16 protein-coding genes are annotated in these 14,214 nt (G+C 65.8%); 7 read left to right on the top strand and 9 right to left on the bottom strand.

Annotated elements, in window-relative coordinates; all coding sequences use genetic code 11:
* The first annotated feature begins 90 nt into the window (after window positions 1-90).
* Complete coding sequence (locus tag AC0QC4_RS06160) at window positions 91-1,083, top strand: peptidylprolyl isomerase (RefSeq protein ID WP_483658854.1); 993 nt, start codon at window positions 91-93, stop codon at window positions 1,081-1,083.
* A 6-nt stretch (window positions 1,084-1,089) separates the two neighbouring features.
* Here AC0QC4_RS06160 and AC0QC4_RS06155 read toward each other — a convergent pair whose 3' ends face one another.
* From AC0QC4_RS06155 to AC0QC4_RS06145, 3 genes are all read right to left on the bottom strand, one after another.
* A complete protein-coding gene (locus tag AC0QC4_RS06155; RefSeq protein WP_483658853.1) occupies window positions 1,090-1,236 on the bottom strand; it encodes a hypothetical protein in 147 nt (48 codons plus the stop codon).
* Between the two features lie 168 nt (window positions 1,237-1,404).
* A complete protein-coding gene (locus AC0QC4_RS06150) occupies window positions 1,405-2,205 on the bottom strand; it encodes a nucleotidyltransferase family protein (RefSeq protein WP_483658852.1) in 801 nt (266 codons plus the stop codon).
* A complete protein-coding gene (locus AC0QC4_RS06145; RefSeq protein ID WP_483658851.1) occupies window positions 2,205-3,215 on the bottom strand; it encodes a D-alanine--D-alanine ligase family protein in 1,011 nt (336 codons plus the stop codon). The genes AC0QC4_RS06150 and AC0QC4_RS06145 overlap by 1 nt, the downstream gene beginning before the upstream one ends.
* Window positions 3,216-3,325: 110 nt before the next feature.
* Between AC0QC4_RS06145 and AC0QC4_RS06140 the strand changes: the two genes are divergently transcribed.
* Complete coding sequence (locus tag AC0QC4_RS06140) at window positions 3,326-4,825, top strand: hypothetical protein (protein WP_483658850.1); 1,500 nt, start codon at window positions 3,326-3,328, stop codon at window positions 4,823-4,825.
* Here AC0QC4_RS06140 and queA read toward each other — a convergent pair.
* The 5 genes from queA to AC0QC4_RS06115 all read right to left on the bottom strand — a co-directional run bounded on the left by queA (window position 4,817) and on the right by AC0QC4_RS06115 (window position 8,489).
* On the bottom strand, window positions 4,817-5,848 hold the full coding sequence (gene queA / locus AC0QC4_RS06135; protein WP_483658849.1) for a tRNA preQ1(34) S-adenosylmethionine ribosyltransferase-isomerase QueA: 1,032 nt from the start codon (window positions 5,846-5,848) through the stop codon (window positions 4,817-4,819). The two genes, AC0QC4_RS06140 and queA, sit on opposite strands and share 9 nt — an antisense overlap.
* Before the next feature lie 129 nt (window positions 5,849-5,977).
* Window positions 5,978-6,688 carry a peptidylprolyl isomerase gene (locus AC0QC4_RS06130; protein WP_483659338.1) on the bottom strand — a complete coding sequence of 237 codons (711 nt, stop codon included), beginning with the start codon at window positions 6,686-6,688 and terminating at the stop codon, window positions 5,978-5,980.
* A 111-nt stretch (window positions 6,689-6,799) separates the two neighbouring features.
* Window positions 6,800-7,303, bottom strand: coding sequence for a pantetheine-phosphate adenylyltransferase (gene coaD, locus AC0QC4_RS06125; RefSeq protein WP_483659337.1), 504 nt, complete (start codon window positions 7,301-7,303; stop codon window positions 6,800-6,802).
* An 11-nt stretch (window positions 7,304-7,314) separates the two neighbouring features.
* Window positions 7,315-8,196 carry a polyprenyl synthetase family protein gene (locus tag AC0QC4_RS06120; protein ID WP_483658848.1) on the bottom strand — a complete coding sequence of 294 codons (882 nt, stop codon included), beginning with the start codon at window positions 8,194-8,196 and terminating at the stop codon, window positions 7,315-7,317.
* Between the two features lie 23 nt (window positions 8,197-8,219).
* On the bottom strand, window positions 8,220-8,489 hold the full coding sequence (locus AC0QC4_RS06115) for an exodeoxyribonuclease VII small subunit (RefSeq protein ID WP_483658847.1): 270 nt from the start codon (window positions 8,487-8,489) through the stop codon (window positions 8,220-8,222).
* 103 nt (window positions 8,490-8,592) lie between these two features.
* Here AC0QC4_RS06115 and AC0QC4_RS06110 point away from each other — a divergent pair, with 103 nt between their 5' ends.
* The 4 genes from AC0QC4_RS06110 to AC0QC4_RS06095 all read left to right on the top strand — a co-directional run bounded on the left by AC0QC4_RS06110 (window position 8,593) and on the right by AC0QC4_RS06095 (window position 12,539).
* The gene (locus AC0QC4_RS06110) at window positions 8,593-8,997 is read left to right on the top strand and encodes a DUF2177 family protein (RefSeq protein ID WP_483658846.1); all 405 of its coding nucleotides are present in this window, start codon (window positions 8,593-8,595) and stop codon (window positions 8,995-8,997) included.
* Between the two features lie 93 nt (window positions 8,998-9,090).
* A complete protein-coding gene (locus tag AC0QC4_RS06105; RefSeq protein WP_483658845.1) occupies window positions 9,091-9,762 on the top strand; it encodes a hypothetical protein in 672 nt (223 codons plus the stop codon).
* A gap of 32 nt (window positions 9,763-9,794) precedes the next feature.
* On the top strand, window positions 9,795-12,041 hold the full coding sequence (gene purL, locus AC0QC4_RS06100) for a phosphoribosylformylglycinamidine synthase subunit PurL (protein WP_483658844.1): 2,247 nt from the start codon (window positions 9,795-9,797) through the stop codon (window positions 12,039-12,041).
* Between the two features lie 153 nt (window positions 12,042-12,194).
* The gene (locus tag AC0QC4_RS06095) at window positions 12,195-12,539 is read left to right on the top strand and encodes a hypothetical protein (RefSeq protein WP_483658843.1); all 345 of its coding nucleotides are present in this window, start codon (window positions 12,195-12,197) and stop codon (window positions 12,537-12,539) included.
* A 61-nt stretch (window positions 12,540-12,600) separates the two neighbouring features.
* On the opposite strand, the gene AC0QC4_RS06090 is transcribed toward AC0QC4_RS06095, so the two are convergent.
* Window positions 12,601-13,386, bottom strand: coding sequence for a Coq4 family protein (locus tag AC0QC4_RS06090; RefSeq protein WP_483658842.1), 786 nt, complete (start codon window positions 13,384-13,386; stop codon window positions 12,601-12,603).
* A 152-nt stretch (window positions 13,387-13,538) separates the two neighbouring features.
* Here AC0QC4_RS06090 and AC0QC4_RS06085 point away from each other — a divergent pair, with 152 nt between their 5' ends.
* Window positions 13,539-14,213, top strand: coding sequence for a nitroreductase family protein (locus tag AC0QC4_RS06085; protein WP_483658841.1), 675 nt, complete (start codon window positions 13,539-13,541; stop codon window positions 14,211-14,213).
* Window position 14,214: the final 1 nt, after the last annotated feature.

Here is a 14,214-nt window from a genome sequence, read left to right as displayed (position 1 = left end):
AGCCCCGACATCTCCGGTCGCCGCCGGACCCTTCGACAAGCGCAAGGAGACTGCTTATGCTCGTCGTAAGATGCGGTTGGGGAGAGAGCGATGAAGCCTTATGGTCCAATGATGGCTGCGCTGGTGGCGCTCGCGGCGCCCCTGGCGGCACAGACGCCGACGCAGACACCCTACCCTGCCCCCTCGGATATCGTCTCTGCCGCGCCGGCGAGCGACTGGGTGGCCATCGACCCCGCCGATCTGCTGGTGATGACACTGGCCCCCGATGCGCGAGGAAGGGCGCGCCGCGTGGTCATCCAGCTGATGCCCGCGCCCTTCGGCCAGGGGTGGATCGGCAATATCCGCACTCTTGCCGCCGCACACTGGTGGGATGGGCTGAGCATCAACCGCGTGCAGGACAATTATGTCGTGCAGTGGGGCGATGCTGAGGCTGAGGATGCGGCGAAGGCGCGTGTGTTGCCGGCGGGTCTGCGTGTGGTGCCGGAGAGCGAGTATGTTGTCGCCGACGCGATGAACTTCATCAGCCGTGAAAATGCTGCCGGAGGTCGACGTCGCTTTGCTCCGCTAACGGTGGCGGACCCCTATGCCGATGCAGCCGGATTTTGGCGGGGATGGCCATTTGCAGTCGGTTATGGCGTGCCTGCGCGGTCTAACTTTCGCGGGGTCTGGCCCGTCCACTGCTACGGCATGGTCGGTGTCGGCCGCAATCTCTCGCCCGATACCGGCAGCGGTGCGGAGCTTTACACGGTCATCGGCCATGCCCCGCGCCATCTCGACCGCAATATCGCCCTCGTCGGCCGGGTGATCGAGGGGATCGAGCATCTTTCCAGCCTGCCGCGCGGCACCGGGCCGCTGGGATTCTATGAGACTGCCGAAGAGCGCGTGCCGATCGTCTCCGTGCGGCTGGCAACGGAATTACCGACGGCCGAACAGCCGCGTTTCGACTATCTTTCGACCGACAGCGAGAGTTTTGCGCGCTATGCCGATGCGCGGGCAAACCGGCGCGATCCCTTCTTCAACGTGCCGGCCGGCGGGGCGGATATCTGCAACATCCCGGTTCCGGTGCGGCGGTCGGGTCGCTGATCGGCGTCAGGCGGGCTTGTCGGCTGCCGGCTGGTGCGTTTCGCCCTGCGTCATGGCAATCCATTTGCCGTCGTCGTCGCGGATCAGGGCTGTGTCGCACCAGCGGCAGCGCGAGACATAGTCCTCACCCCTGCGCCGCGCAAAGCGCCGCATGCGGCTGTGTTTGCCCCGCGAACAGAATAGCAGTCGCTCCAGCATGCGTAAGGCCCTTCCGCGAATCGCCCTGTCGATTGGTCAGCGCCGACAGAAGCTAACGGTAAGCCGTGAACTTTATTGGACAATTTGGACACTGTGGTGTGCGATTGCGGCGCAACGAGCACCTCACAGACCGCGGCGTCGCCCCATGATTTCGCTGGCGCAGGCATGGGTGCGCGCATTGTCGACATCGATGGCATAGCTGCCGTCGGCGAACACCACCGGGGTCAGCGTCAGCTTCATCCGTCGTGACACGCGGCGCATGGCGGACTCGAGGCTGAGCCAGCCCTGGCGGAACATCAGCGTGTTGATCAGGCCGAAGGCGCGGATGACGCGCGCCGGGTTCTTGGCGAACTGCCCGCCTTCACGGAAGATTTCGACCGCGCGCAGCACGCCGGGAGAGGCGATCCAGTAGCTGTTGCAGTTGGAATAGCCGCCGTCGGCAAATTCGTAAAAACGCCGCTGCCCTTCCGGGTGCGCGGCAAGAATGTCTTCCTTGCGCGCGAAGGCGGCGGCGGCATCGGCCTGCCCGGCACGCGCACCGTCGGCCAGCCAGCGGATCGATTCCGGCGTGATGAGGACATTGTCGGCCGTGGTGATGAACAATGGATAGTCGGCCTGACCGGCAGCGGCGATGACGCTTTCGGCCAGGTTGATCTCGGCGCGGATCGCAACCAGCCGGCCGGCAGCGGCCAGCCGGTCGGCCGTCGGCAGGCCGGTGAGAATGGCAGGGTCGTTGATCGAAACGATGATGCGACCGACAACCGGCGAAGCGTCGAGCGCGGTCAGCACATGTTCGATGCACGGCACGCCATGCACGGGCACCAGGCACTTGTCGGCCACGCCATGCTCGGCGGCCAGCGGATCGATGCTGCCGTCGCGCCGACCGGCCAGCACCAGCGCGGTTGCGGTGGTCGTGCCGTCCATCAGGCGAACAGCCCCTGCCGCTGCATGCTTTCCGCGACGATGGTTTCGATCAGCTGTTCCTGGGTCATGCCGGCGAGGATTGCGGAGCGGCCGAACACTTTCTCGGACCACAGATTGCAGTTGAGGTTGACCTCCAGGAACTGGATGTCGCCGGTCGCGTCGTTGACGCGGAATTCGAACCGGCCATAATCGAACGGATCGAACACGGCCATCAATGCCTCGGTCATGCGGGCGATGCGGGCCACCATGTCCGGCCGGTCATAGGCGACCAGGCTGTATTTGTTCGACCGGTCGACGAGGTCGCGCTTCTCGTAATAGGTGCGCAGGTGCGCCGGGTCCGCCTGCAGGAACTGCATCATCGGCATGATCACCGGACGGCCATTCTTGGTGATCACCGGCACTTCGACATCGCTGCCGTCGAGGAAGGGTTCGACAATGGCGTCATGGCCATCGTCGTGGATCGCCGCGATCGCCTGGACAAGGCCCGCAGCGTCGGTCGCGTCCTGCACACCCCAGCTCGCGGAGGAGGCGTTGGGCTTGATCACCCAGCGCTCTGCCGGCGGCGCGATCGCCGCATCGACCGGGGCGCCGCGGCGGAAGATCGCCCACGGCGCCGTCGGCACCCCGCGCGTGCTCGCTTCCAGCTTGGAAAGATGCTTGTCGTCGGACAGCCCGCGCAGGATCGGCGTCGCGCCGACATAGGGCAGCCTGGCCCGGGTGCAGAGCAGCGGCAGCATCATTTCCGAATTGAGGAAGCCGCCGCGATTGAGCAGCGGGAAGACGAAGTCCACGCCCTCTGGACGGGTAAACAGCGCGTCATAGCTGTTGGCGACCTTGAGGCCGATGCCAAGCCCTTCCAGGATGGTGCGTACTTCATGATGGTAGACCGCGTGGTTGCCGTCTTCCGCGTGCAGCGATCCGTCGCCCAGCGCATGCTTGGCGATGAACAGCATGGTCAGGCGCTGGCGCGCCTCTTCGGGAATATAGGTCGGGGTGATGCTTGGCGTCACGGCAGTGAGTTTTCCGCTGCTGGAATGGAGTTGCGCGGGCCTATAGTCAGCAAATGTGGCGAGAAACAGCCGCCACCATTTTGCCGCACAAACCAGCCATTAAGCGGTGCATGACCGACACCGACGCACCGCTTGCCGACACCCGCGCCACCCAGCACGAGCAGTTGGGTCGCCTGCTGGGCTCGGGCGGCGACGCGCGCATCGCCATCGATCCCCGGACCCACCGTAACCAGTATATGAGCTCGCCATGGCCGGTCGACACCGTGGCCTATGCCTCTTCGACGGCGAACGACATCTCGACCGACGCCTTTGCTCATTGCCTGCGCCGCCTTGCCGAGATTGCGCCGGAGGGCGTGCTGAGCGCGGCTGGCTATGCCGAGGCGCTGGCCGGGCTGCGCGAGCGCATCCTGCGGGCCTATGGGCTGGCACAGCCGGCATCAGTGCTGTTCGCGGCATCGGGCACCGATCTCGAATATCTCGGCCTTGCCATGGCCAAGGGGCGCGGGGCCAGCGGCATCCGCAACATCCTGTTGGGGGCGGACGAGGTCGGCAGCGGCTGCATTTTCTCGGCACGCGGCCAGTTTTTTGCGGCGGAAACCGCGCGCGGCGTTCCGGTCAGCAAGGGCGAGCCGATCGGCGGCACGCTTCCCGACAGTGTCGAGCTTTACAATATCCCGGTGCGCGATCCCGCGGGCCGCGCGTTCAGCGCAGCGGAAATGGCTGACGCCATCGATGCCGCCGTCGCAGAAGCAGGCGCCGCTGGCCGCCACAGCCTGGTTCACGTCATCCACGGCTCGAAGACCGGCCTCGTCGTACCCAGCCTCGTCCACATCGACCGGCTGACGGCGCGACACGGTGCCCGTGTCAGTTTCATCGTCGACGCTTGCCAGGCGCGCATCACCAGTTCCGCCATCGCCAGCTATATCGAGCGGGGCTGCATCGTCATGCTGACCGGGTCGAAGTTCATGGGCGGGCCGCCGTTCAGCGGTTTTGCGATCGTTCCCCAGCCGGTCATCGATGCCGCAGCCGACCTTCCGCGCGGCTTTGCCAGCATTTTCCGCCGCGCCGAATGGCCGTCGCAGTGGCGCGGTGTCGCCATCCTGCCGGAAGAATCGAACCTCGGCCTGCTGATGCGACTGGAGGCGTCGCTGTTCGAACTCGAACGGTTCCAGGCGATCCCCATCGAACGGGTCGAGCGCGTCGTCCTCGCCTTCCATGCGGCGGTGCGCAGCGCCTTCGTCGACCGGCTGGGCGGGCGGCGACTCGCGCCCTATGCGCCCGGCGAGCGCGCGGAGGGCGACGCGCACCCGGTAGAGATGCGCACGCTCAGCACCATTGATCTGACCCCGCTGCCGCAGGCACCCGACTTCGACGCTGCGGTGGCGCTGCACAAGGCGCTGGTGACGCGCGACGTCCGGCTGGGGCAGCCGGTCAAATGCGTCAAGCTGCCCGATGGCCGTTGGGGCGCGACGCTGCGTGTCGGCATTTCCATGCCGCAGGTCACCGCATTCGACGGCATGGACGATGCCGCCATGCACGCACGACTGGCCGCAAACATGGACCGCATTGCCGGCACCATCGAAGCCGAGTGGGGCGCGCGCTCAGCCTGACGGCAGCAGCAGGCTGGAGTCGCCGTAGCTGTAGAAGCGATAGCCCTGCCCGATGGCATGGGCATAGGCGCGCTGCATCACGTCCAGGCCCATCAGTGCGCTGACCAGCATGAAAAGCGTCGACTTGGGGAGATGGAAGTTGGTCATCAGCCCGTCGATGCAGCGGAAGCGGTAGCCGGGGGTGATGAAGATGCGGGTTTCGTCGGCAAAGGCATGAAGCCGGCCCTGCTCGTCGACCGCGCTTTCGAGCAGACGCAGCACCGTGGTGCCGACGGCGATGACGCGGCCACCTGCAGCCTTGACGGCATTGATCCGCTCGGCAGCCGCCGCGCTGATCTCGCCCCATTCGGCGTGCATCACATGCGCATCGGTGTCCTCTGCCTTGACCGGCAGGAAGGTGCCGGCGCCGACATGCAGCGTCAGCGTCTCGGTAAGGATACCCGCATCGGCGATGGCCTGCATCAAGCGGGGGGTAAAATGCAGCGAGGCGGTCGGCGCGGCCACCGCGCCGTCCTTTTCGGCAAACATCGTCTGATAATCGCTGGCGTCGCGCTCATCGATGGCGCGCTTGCTGGCGATATAGGGTGGCAGCGGCATCGTCCCGGCCCGGCCGAGCAACACTTCGACCGGCTCGTCGCCGAGAAAGGCGAACACCAGACTGCCATCGTCGCCCCGCGCCTCCACCATGGCTGCGACGTCCGCACCGAAGTCGACCCGGTCGCCGATCCGCAGCCGCTTGGCGTTGCGCACAAATGCCTGCCAGCGCCGCAGGTCGATGCGCTTGTGCAGCGTGACACCGACACGCGCATCGCCGCGCTGGCCCTCGAGCTGGGCAGGAATCACGCGGGTGTCGTTGAAGACGAGGCAATCGCCGGGGCGCAGAATCGCGGGCAGATCGAGCACGGTATGATCGACCAGCGCATCGCCAGCCACGAGCAGCATCCGTGCCGAATCGCGCGGGCTGACCGGCCGCAGCGCGATCCGCTCGGGCGGCAGGTCGAAGTCGAACAGATCTACGCGCACTCAATCCCCCGCAATACCGAATGCCGTCTGTGGTGAGCTTGTCGAAGCATTGTCGCTTATTTGCTGGCGTCGCGTAGCAAAGGACCGCCCTTCGACAGGCTCAGGGTGGCCGGGGTTTCGGTTGGCCGATTAGCCCCCGATCGGCGCGTTGAGCTGGTCTACCGTTACTGGCGCGGCGGCTGCGGGCGGCGTTTCCGTCAGCGCGCTGGCGGGCGGGACCGGCACATTGTCCGCCACGACCGATGCCTGGACGATCCGCGACGGATTGGCCGGCGGCTCGCCGCGCTGGATGCGATCGACATATTCCATGCCGCTGATCACCCGGCCGAATACGGTGTAATTGCGATCGAGGCTGAGGCGCGGCAGCAGCATGATGAAGAACTGGCTGTTGGCGCCGTTGCGGTCTTCCGGCCGCGCCATCGCCAGCGCGCCGCGCACGTGCGGCAGGCCGTTGAATTCCTGCTGCAAATTGGGCATCGCGCTGCCGCCGGTGCCGTTGCCTGCCGGATCGCCCCCTTGCGCCATGAAACCGTCGATGACGCGGTGGAAGGTCAGTCCGTTGTAGAATCCCTGGCGCGCAAGCGTCTTGATGCGCTCGACATGATTCGGCGCGACATCGGGGCGCAGCTGGATGATCACCCGGCCGCCGGTCGAAAGGTCGAGCGCGAGCAGATCCTCAGGATTGTTACGGATTCCCTCGGGCGCAATGGCCGGCGGATTGAAGCGCGCCGCGGCGGCAGGGTCGACAGCCGGCGCAGCTGCATCCTGCGCCAGTGCAGCGCCAGCGAAACCGATGGAGGCGCAAACGGCGAGCAGCAGACCAGTCAGCGAACGGGGCATCGTCATAAACACAGATATCCTTTGCGTAGGCACGTCGGCCTGATCGGGAGCCCTGTCCGGCGCCCGGTCGGGCCGTCAGGGCGAGCGCCTAATGTCGCGCGGATTAACCGCTCATGACCCCAGACGTCCAATGGTTTCCACGCGACCGACCACATCCGCCGCAACAGCGGGCGAAACGAACTTGTGGATATCGCCGCCGAACAACGCAATCTCCTTGACCAGACGCGACGCAATGGGCTGCAGGCAGACGTCGGCCATCAGGAAGACGGTCTCGACATGGTCGTTGAGCTGCTGGTTCATCCCCGCCATCTGATATTCATATTCGAAGTCGGCGACCGCGCGTAAGCCCCGCACGATCACGCTCGCCCCTTCGCGATCGGCAAAGTCCATCAGCAGCGAATTGAAGCTGACCACATGGATTTCGCCATCGATCCCGGCGACTTCGCGGCGGACCATCTCCATCCGCTCGTCGAGGCTGAACATCGGGGACTTCGACGGATTGGTCGATACGCCGATGACCAGCCGGTCGACCAGCTTCGCCCCGCGCCGAATGATATCCATATGGCCGAGCGTGATCGGATCGAAGGTGCCGGGATAAATGCCGATGCGGCGCATTGCAGCCTCGCTCAATGATTGCGTTCCAAGATGTAGCGCGCGATGGCACGAAGCAGATCGGCCTCGGATCCATAGCCGGCCAGCGCGCCGATCGCCTGTTCGGTCAGCAGCCGCGCCTGTTCGCGGGCGCGCTCTACCCCCATCAGGGAAACGAAGGTTTCCTTGCCGGCTTCGGCATCCTTGCCGACCGCCTTGCCGGCGACGGCGGCATCGCCTTCGACATCGATCAGGTCGTCGACGATCTGGAAGGCAAGGCCGATGTCGCGCGCATAGGCGCGCAAGCCTGCGCGCCCTTCCTGCGGGATGCGGCCGAGAATGGCCCCGGCTTCGACGCACCAGCAGATCAGTGCCCCGGTCTTCATGTGCTGCAGGCGGGTGACGGTGGGCAGATCGAAGCTCTGATGCTCGGCGGCCAGATCCATCATCTGGCCGCCGGCCATGCCCGACGGTCCTGCTGCCCTGGCGAGCTCGGCGATCAACTCGTTGCGAACGAAGGCATCGCTGTGCGTGTCGCTGCTCGCCAGAATCTCGAACGCCATCGCATGCAGCGCGTCTCCGGCAAGAATGGCGGTGGCCTCGTCGAAGGCGATGTGCACGGTCGGCTTGCCGCGGCGCAGATCGTCATCGTCCATCGCCGGCAGATCATCGTGGATCAGCGAATAGACGTGGATGGCCTCCACCGCCGCGCCCGCGCGCAGCACGCATTCAGGATCGACCGCGAACAGGCGCGCGCTGGCCTTGACGAGCAGCGGGCGCAGCCGCTTGCCGCCGCCGATGGCAGCATGGCGCATCGCTTCGAACAGTGGCGCGCGCGCATCCTGCGGCACGACCAGCAGCGCGTCGAACAATGCGTCGACATCGGCAGAGACGTCCGCGATTTCGGTATCGAGCATGGAGGGGGCAATCTCGGCCACGGTCATGCGCCGGCCGCATCGAACGGAGCGAGGCCGGAGACGCTGCCATCGCTGGCGATACGGATGCGCTCGATACGCGCCTCCGCATCCTTGAGCCGTGCATCGCAATGCGCCTTCAGCGCCGTAGCCCGTTCGTACAAGGAAATTGCCTGGTCGAGCGGGACCTGCCCGGCCTCGAGCTGCCGCACGATGCCGCCGAGCTGCTCGAGGGCATCCTCGAAGCTGAGATGGGCGATGTCTGCGACCGGTGCGCCAACTGGGGTGTCGTTCATGGCGCGACCTTGTGGCGATGGCACAGGCAAGGGTCAAGCATGGTTGCGCTGTCGAGCGGCTGGCCTATGCTGGCCGGGCGCGGTCAGAACAGGGACCCACGACATGCAGTATCTGACAGCCTATCTGGTCACCGCCCTCGTCTTCGGTGCGATGGACGCCGTGTGGCTCAATACCATGTTCACCCGCCTCTACAAGCCTGAGATCGGCGCGCTGCTCGGCGATCTGCGCTGGGCGCCGGCGCTGGTCTTCTACTTCCTCTACCTCGTCGGCATGCAGATTTTCGCCGTCGCGCCGGCGCTGAAATCGGGCCAGTGGACCACCGCGCTGCTCTACGGGGCGCTGCTCGGTTTCTTCTGCTACGCCACCTATGACCTGACCAACCATGCGACGATGAGGGTGTGGAGCCTGAAAGTGACCATCCTCGACATCATCTGGGGCACCTTTGCCACCGGCACCGCATCGGCAATCGCGGCGTGGGTGACGCTGCGCTTCTTTCCTGCGAGTTGACCGGATCCGTGGCGCTTAGCCTGTCGAAGGGCGATGCGCGGTTTTGAGAAGCGCCCTTCGACAGGCTCAGGGCTGCGGAATGGGGGAAGCACAATGTTCGTCGGTCACTGGGCCCCTGCCCTCATCGCTGCGACGCACCCCAAGGCACCGAAGCTCGGCACGCTGTTCGTTGCCGGGCAGCTGGTCGACTATGGCTTCTTCAGCCTGATGCTGCTGGGCGTCGAACGCATGCGGGTGGTGCCCGGTATATCGGCGATGAACCCGATGGACCTCTATCACATGCCCTGGACCCACAGCCTGCTGGGCAGCGCGCTGTGGGCGGCAGGGTTTGCGGCGGTCATATATGCGTTGACCCGCAACCGCACCGGCGCGGCGATCGCCGGGGCGGTCGTGCTGTCGCACTGGTTTCTCGACCTTTTGGTACATGTGCCCGATCTGACCTTGTGGGGCACCCCGCCCAGGCTGGGGCTGGGCTTGTGGAACCACCCTGCCCTCGCCATGCCGCTGGAGCTGGGGCTGACCTTTGGCGCGTTCCTGCTGTACGCCCGGCGCACGCGCCCGACCAAGCGCGCAGCGACCTGGGCGATGGCCCTGCTCGCGCTGCTGCTGCTCATCGTGCAGGCGATCAACTGGTTCGGTCCCCCGCCTGCCGCAATATCGGCAGAGATACCGCTGACCGCGCTCGCGGCCTACACGGTGCTGGCGCTGGTCGCGGCATGGGTAGCCACGACCCGCTCGACGCGCGGCACGGAGGCGCGGGACTAGGCGGAAGCAGCGCGCGCGGCTAAGGCGCGGCCATGAGCGGAATCACCCCACAGATCGTCGCCGACCACGGCCTGTCCCCGGAAGAATATGAGCGGGTGCTGGCCGCGCTGGGGCGCGAGCCGAACCTCGTCGAGCTGGGCATATTCTCGGTGATGTGGAGCGAACATTGCTCCTACAAATCTTCGCGTATCCACCTGAAAAAGCTGCCGACAGAGGCGCCGTGGGTGATCTGCGGGCCGGGCGAGAATGCCGGGGTCATCGACATCGGTGACGGGCAGGCGGCGATCTTCAAGATGGAGAGCCACAACCACCCGAGCTACATCGAGCCCTATCAGGGCGCGGCGACCGGCGTCGGCGGCATCCTGCGCGACGTCTTCACCATGGGCGCGCGCCCCGTCGCCAACATGAACGCGCTGCGCTTCGGCGACCCCAACCACCCCAAGATGCGCCATCTGATTTCCGGCGTCGTCCATGGCATCGGCGGCTATGGCAATTGCGTCGGCGTGCCGACGGTGGGCGGCGAGGTCAATTTCCACCCCGCGTACAACGGCAATATCCTGGTCAACGCGATGACCGTCGGCGTCGCCGATCAGGACAAGATTTTCTACTCCGCCGCGTCCGGGGTGGGCAACAGCATCGTCTATGTCGGCTCCAAGACCGGGCGCGACGGCATCCACGGCGCGACCATGGCCAGCGCCGATTTCGAGGAAGGTGACGACGACAAGCGCCCGACCGTGCAGGTCGGCGATCCCTTCACCGAGAAGCTGCTGATCGAGGCCTGTCTGGAGCTGATGGCATCGGACGCGATCGTCGCAATCCAGGACATGGGCGCGGCCGGGCTCACCTCCTCCAGCGTCGAGATGGCGTCCAAGGGCGGCGTCGGCATCCACCTCAAGATGGACGATGTGCCGCAGCGCGAAACCGGCATGACCGCCTATGAGATGATGCTGTCGGAGAGCCAGGAGCGCATGCTGATGGTCCTGAAGCCCGGGCGCGAGGATTTCGCCGAAGCGATCTTCCGCAAATGGGAGCTGGATTTCGCGGTAATCGGCCATGTCACCGATACCGGACGGATGGTGCTGGAGCATCATGGCGAGATCGTCTGCGACATCCCCCTCGCCCCGCTGGCCGACGATGCGCCGCTGTACGACCGGCCTGCCGCGTCGAAAGACGAGTATAAAGCCTGGGCGCAGGTCAAGCCGCTGGGCGACATACCCGAAAGCACCGATATCGCGGCGGACCTGCTCAAGCTGATGGCCAGTCCCGACATCGCCAGCCGCCGCTGGATCTGGGAGCAATATGACCACAAGGTCGGCGGCGACACCATCCAGCCGCCGGGCGGCGATGCGGCGCTGGTGCGCGTGCATGGCACCGACAAGGCGCTGGCGATCACCACCGACTGCAACCCGCGCTATTGCTATGCCGACCCCTATGAGGGCGGCAAGCAGGCGATTGCCGAAGCCTATCGCAACATCAGCGCGACAGGCGCAACACCGCTGGCGGTGACCAACTGCCTCAACTTCGCCAACCCGCAGCGGCCCGAGATCATGGCGCAGATCGTCGGCTGCCTGGAAGGGATGAGCGACGCCTGCCGCGCGCTCGACTTCCCGATCGTGTCGGGGAATGTGTCACTTTATAACGAGAGCAAGGCGACGGGCGGGGGCAGCGCGATCCTGCCGACGCCGGCGATCGGGGCGGTCGGGCTGATCCAGGACTGGCGCAAGGCGGTGGGGATTGGGTTTAGGAACGAAGGCGACTTTGTCTATCTTGTCGGCCGTCCGAAGCCGAGTCTTGGCCAGTCGCTATGGCTGCGTGAAATCGCCGGACAGGAAGCGGGCGATCCCCCACAAGTCGATCTCGCCCTTGAGCGCGAGGCCGCCCATACAGTCCGCGCGCTGGTCGACCGCGGCCTCGTCGATGCCGTGCATGACGTCTCCGACGGCGGCCTGCTCGTGGCGCTGGCCGAAATGGCGCTGGCGGGGAACATGGGCGTGATCGGCGGCGACTATCTCAGCCCGACGCCGGCGATACTGTTCGGCGAAATGCAGGCGACGTATCTCGTCACCGTGCCGCGTGGGCAGGAGACATGGAATGCCTTCCTTCGCGCATCGACCGTCGATGGCGTGCCGGCGCTGGCGCTCGGCCAAGTGGGCGGCGATGCGATCGTTCTGTACGACGAGAATGGTGAGCCGGAAACGACGATCCCCCTCGCCGACCTCCGCGCCGCGCATGAAGGCTTTTTCCCCGCGCTGATGGGGGCGGATGCGGCGCTGGCGTGATTTATCGTCATTGCGAGCGGAGCGAAGCTATCCAGAGTCTTGCAGTGGCGCCCTGGATTGCTTCGCTCCGCTCGCAATGACGATGGGAACTGGGCTATGTTAACAGGCTACTCCGGCACCCCCCTCGCCAAAAAGCTGTCGTTGAAGGACGGCATGAGCGTCTGGTTCCACGCCATGCCCGACAGCGTCCGGGCGGAGATTGGCGTCGTGGCTCTGCACGAGCTGGGCGATATCACTCCGGGCCTCGACGCCGCACACATCTTCACGACCGAGCGCGCCGAGATGGAACGGCTGCTCACCGAGTTGCGCCATAAAATCGCACCGGCAGGCTTTGTCTGGGTGAGCTGGCCGAAGAAGGCATCGAAGGTTCCGACCGACATCACCGAAGACAGCATCCGCGCCGTCTGCCTGCCGATGGGCTGGGTGGATGTGAAGGTGTGCGCGGTCGACGCTGTCTGGTCCGGCCTCAAACTGATGATCCGCAAGGAATTGCGGTAGAAAGACGCCCCGGCCCGGTTGCTTGCAAACGCGCCGGGGCAGTTCCCTCAGGCAGACCGCCTCAAGCCGGCTGGGCCGCCAGGAAGTTGTAGGGATCGATGCCGCGGCCGCGATAGGCGGCGTGGCATTCGCGGTAGAGCGTGGGCTCGCCGATGTTGAGGCGGCGGCGCGCATCGGCGAGCGGCTCGTTCAGCAGCGACAATATGCTTTCGCAATGGATGGGCGGTGCGGCGGTGCCGTGGCGCTGGCCCTGGCGCAGCGCGCCGAACACCGGCGCGCCGGCCTTGACCGACTTCTTCAGCTCCAGCCCGCCGAGATAGGCGATGAAGAAATTGCCGAGATTGCGGTTCTGGCCATAGGTGAAGGCCAGCACGCACTGCTCGCCCAGCGCATCGCGGCCATAGCCGGTGAGGACATGCAGCATGTCATGCGTGTCGCGCAGGCGGTCGGCATACCATTGCAGTTGATCGTCATAGCGCGGCCGGCCCATTTTCGCGGCCTCGGCGACCAGACCGGCGGCGGACAGCCCTTCGCTTTCCATGAAATCGCAATAGGCATGAGCGACGCTGCCGAGCGGGGTGCGGCGCAGCGTGGCATGATCGTCGAGCACCTCGGGCAGCCACGGCTCTTCACGCATCAGCCGCTGGCCCGCCTCGCTTGCGCAGAACGCCTGCGCCTCGGGCAGGAAGGCCTTGCGTGGCAGGCTTTCGAAGATGTGAAAGACCTGCTCGGTATCTTCCTTGTCTGCGATCAGCTTGCGGAAGTGGCTCAGCGCCTTGAGCGGGCGGAATTTGAGCGGGACGCGGCGTGGATCGGCAAAGACGGACGGGACGGCAGCTGCGGTCATGGGTCGGCTCACTCGGCTGTGGACGGCCGCGATTCGCGGCGCATCCGGTGTCGATGCGCCAGAGATAGTTAAACTGACACTAATGTCAATAATGAAACCGATGGCGCCGCTGCACCGAATGGGCAAGATGACACGAAAGACCGGAGAGGCCCATGATCGACCACCCTACCCTGCCCTATCGCGCGCTGCCGGAGATGGACGATGCGGCGCGCATCGCCGCGGCAGAGGCGTTCCGCGCGCATGTCATGACCCGACGGACCTGCCGGATGTTCAGCCCGGCGCCGGTCCCGCGCGCGGTAATCGAGGCGGCCATTCTGGCAGCTGGAACCGCGCCAAGCGGAGCCAATCACCAACCCTGGCATTTCGCCGTGATCGGATCGCCTGACAAGAAAGCGGCGATCCGCGCCGCTGCCGAGGAAGAGGAGCGCGCCTTCTATGCCGGCAAGGCCGGGCAGGAATGGCTGGAGGCACTGGCCCCGCTCGGCACCGACGACGACAAGGGTTTCCTCGAGGTCGCCCCATGGTTGATCGCGGTGTTCGGCCAGCGGCGCGGCGGCATTGCGCCGGGCGAGGCGCGCCAGAATTACTATGTCACCGAAAGCGTCGGCATTGCCTGCGGGCTGCTGCTGACCGCGCTGCACAGCGCCGGGCTGGCGACGCTGACGCACACGCCATCGCCGATGGGTTTCCTGCGCCGCATCTGCGGGCGACCAGCCGATGAAAAGCCGCTGATGCTGATCGTCACCGGCCTGCCTGCAGCGGATGCGACCGTACCCGAATATGCGACCCGCAAGAAGCCGCTGGAGCAGATTTCGAGCTGGCTGTGAG

Source organism: Sphingomonas sp. jy18 (assembly GCF_056931895.1).
Note: the sequence above shows the minus strand (reverse complement) of the source record. Positions and strands in the feature narration are given on the sequence as shown.

Excerpts from the sequence above, each read along its gene's own strand:
- AC0QC4_RS06160 (WP_483658854.1), top strand. The coding sequence starts at position 91 with ATGAAGCCTTATGGTCCAATGATGGCTGCGCTGGTGGCGCTCGCGGCG.
- AC0QC4_RS06155 (WP_483658853.1), bottom strand. The coding sequence starts at position 1,236 with ATGCGGCGCTTTGCGCGGCGCAGGGGTGAGGACTATGTCTCGCGCTGC.
- AC0QC4_RS06150 (WP_483658852.1), bottom strand. The coding sequence starts at position 2,205 with ATGGACGGCACGACCACCGCAACCGCGCTGGTGCTGGCCGGTCGGCGC.
- AC0QC4_RS06140 (WP_483658850.1), top strand. The coding sequence starts at position 3,326 with ATGACCGACACCGACGCACCGCTTGCCGACACCCGCGCCACCCAGCAC.
- AC0QC4_RS06130 (WP_483659338.1), bottom strand. The coding sequence starts at position 6,688 with ATGCCCCGTTCGCTGACTGGTCTGCTGCTCGCCGTTTGCGCCTCCATC.
- coaD (WP_483659337.1), bottom strand. The coding sequence starts at position 7,303 with ATGCGCCGCATCGGCATTTATCCCGGCACCTTCGATCCGATCACGCTC.
- AC0QC4_RS06120 (WP_483658848.1), bottom strand. The coding sequence starts at position 8,196 with ATGCTCGATACCGAAATCGCGGACGTCTCTGCCGATGTCGACGCATTG.
- AC0QC4_RS06115 (WP_483658847.1), bottom strand. The coding sequence starts at position 8,489 with ATGAACGACACCCCAGTTGGCGCACCGGTCGCAGACATCGCCCATCTC.
- AC0QC4_RS06110 (WP_483658846.1), top strand. The coding sequence starts at position 8,593 with ATGCAGTATCTGACAGCCTATCTGGTCACCGCCCTCGTCTTCGGTGCG.
- AC0QC4_RS06105 (WP_483658845.1), top strand. The coding sequence starts at position 9,091 with ATGTTCGTCGGTCACTGGGCCCCTGCCCTCATCGCTGCGACGCACCCC.
- purL (WP_483658844.1), top strand. The coding sequence starts at position 9,795 with ATGAGCGGAATCACCCCACAGATCGTCGCCGACCACGGCCTGTCCCCG.
- AC0QC4_RS06095 (WP_483658843.1), top strand. The coding sequence starts at position 12,195 with ATGAGCGTCTGGTTCCACGCCATGCCCGACAGCGTCCGGGCGGAGATT.
- AC0QC4_RS06090 (WP_483658842.1), bottom strand. The coding sequence starts at position 13,386 with ATGACCGCAGCTGCCGTCCCGTCCGTCTTTGCCGATCCACGCCGCGTC.
- AC0QC4_RS06085 (WP_483658841.1), top strand. The coding sequence starts at position 13,539 with ATGATCGACCACCCTACCCTGCCCTATCGCGCGCTGCCGGAGATGGAC.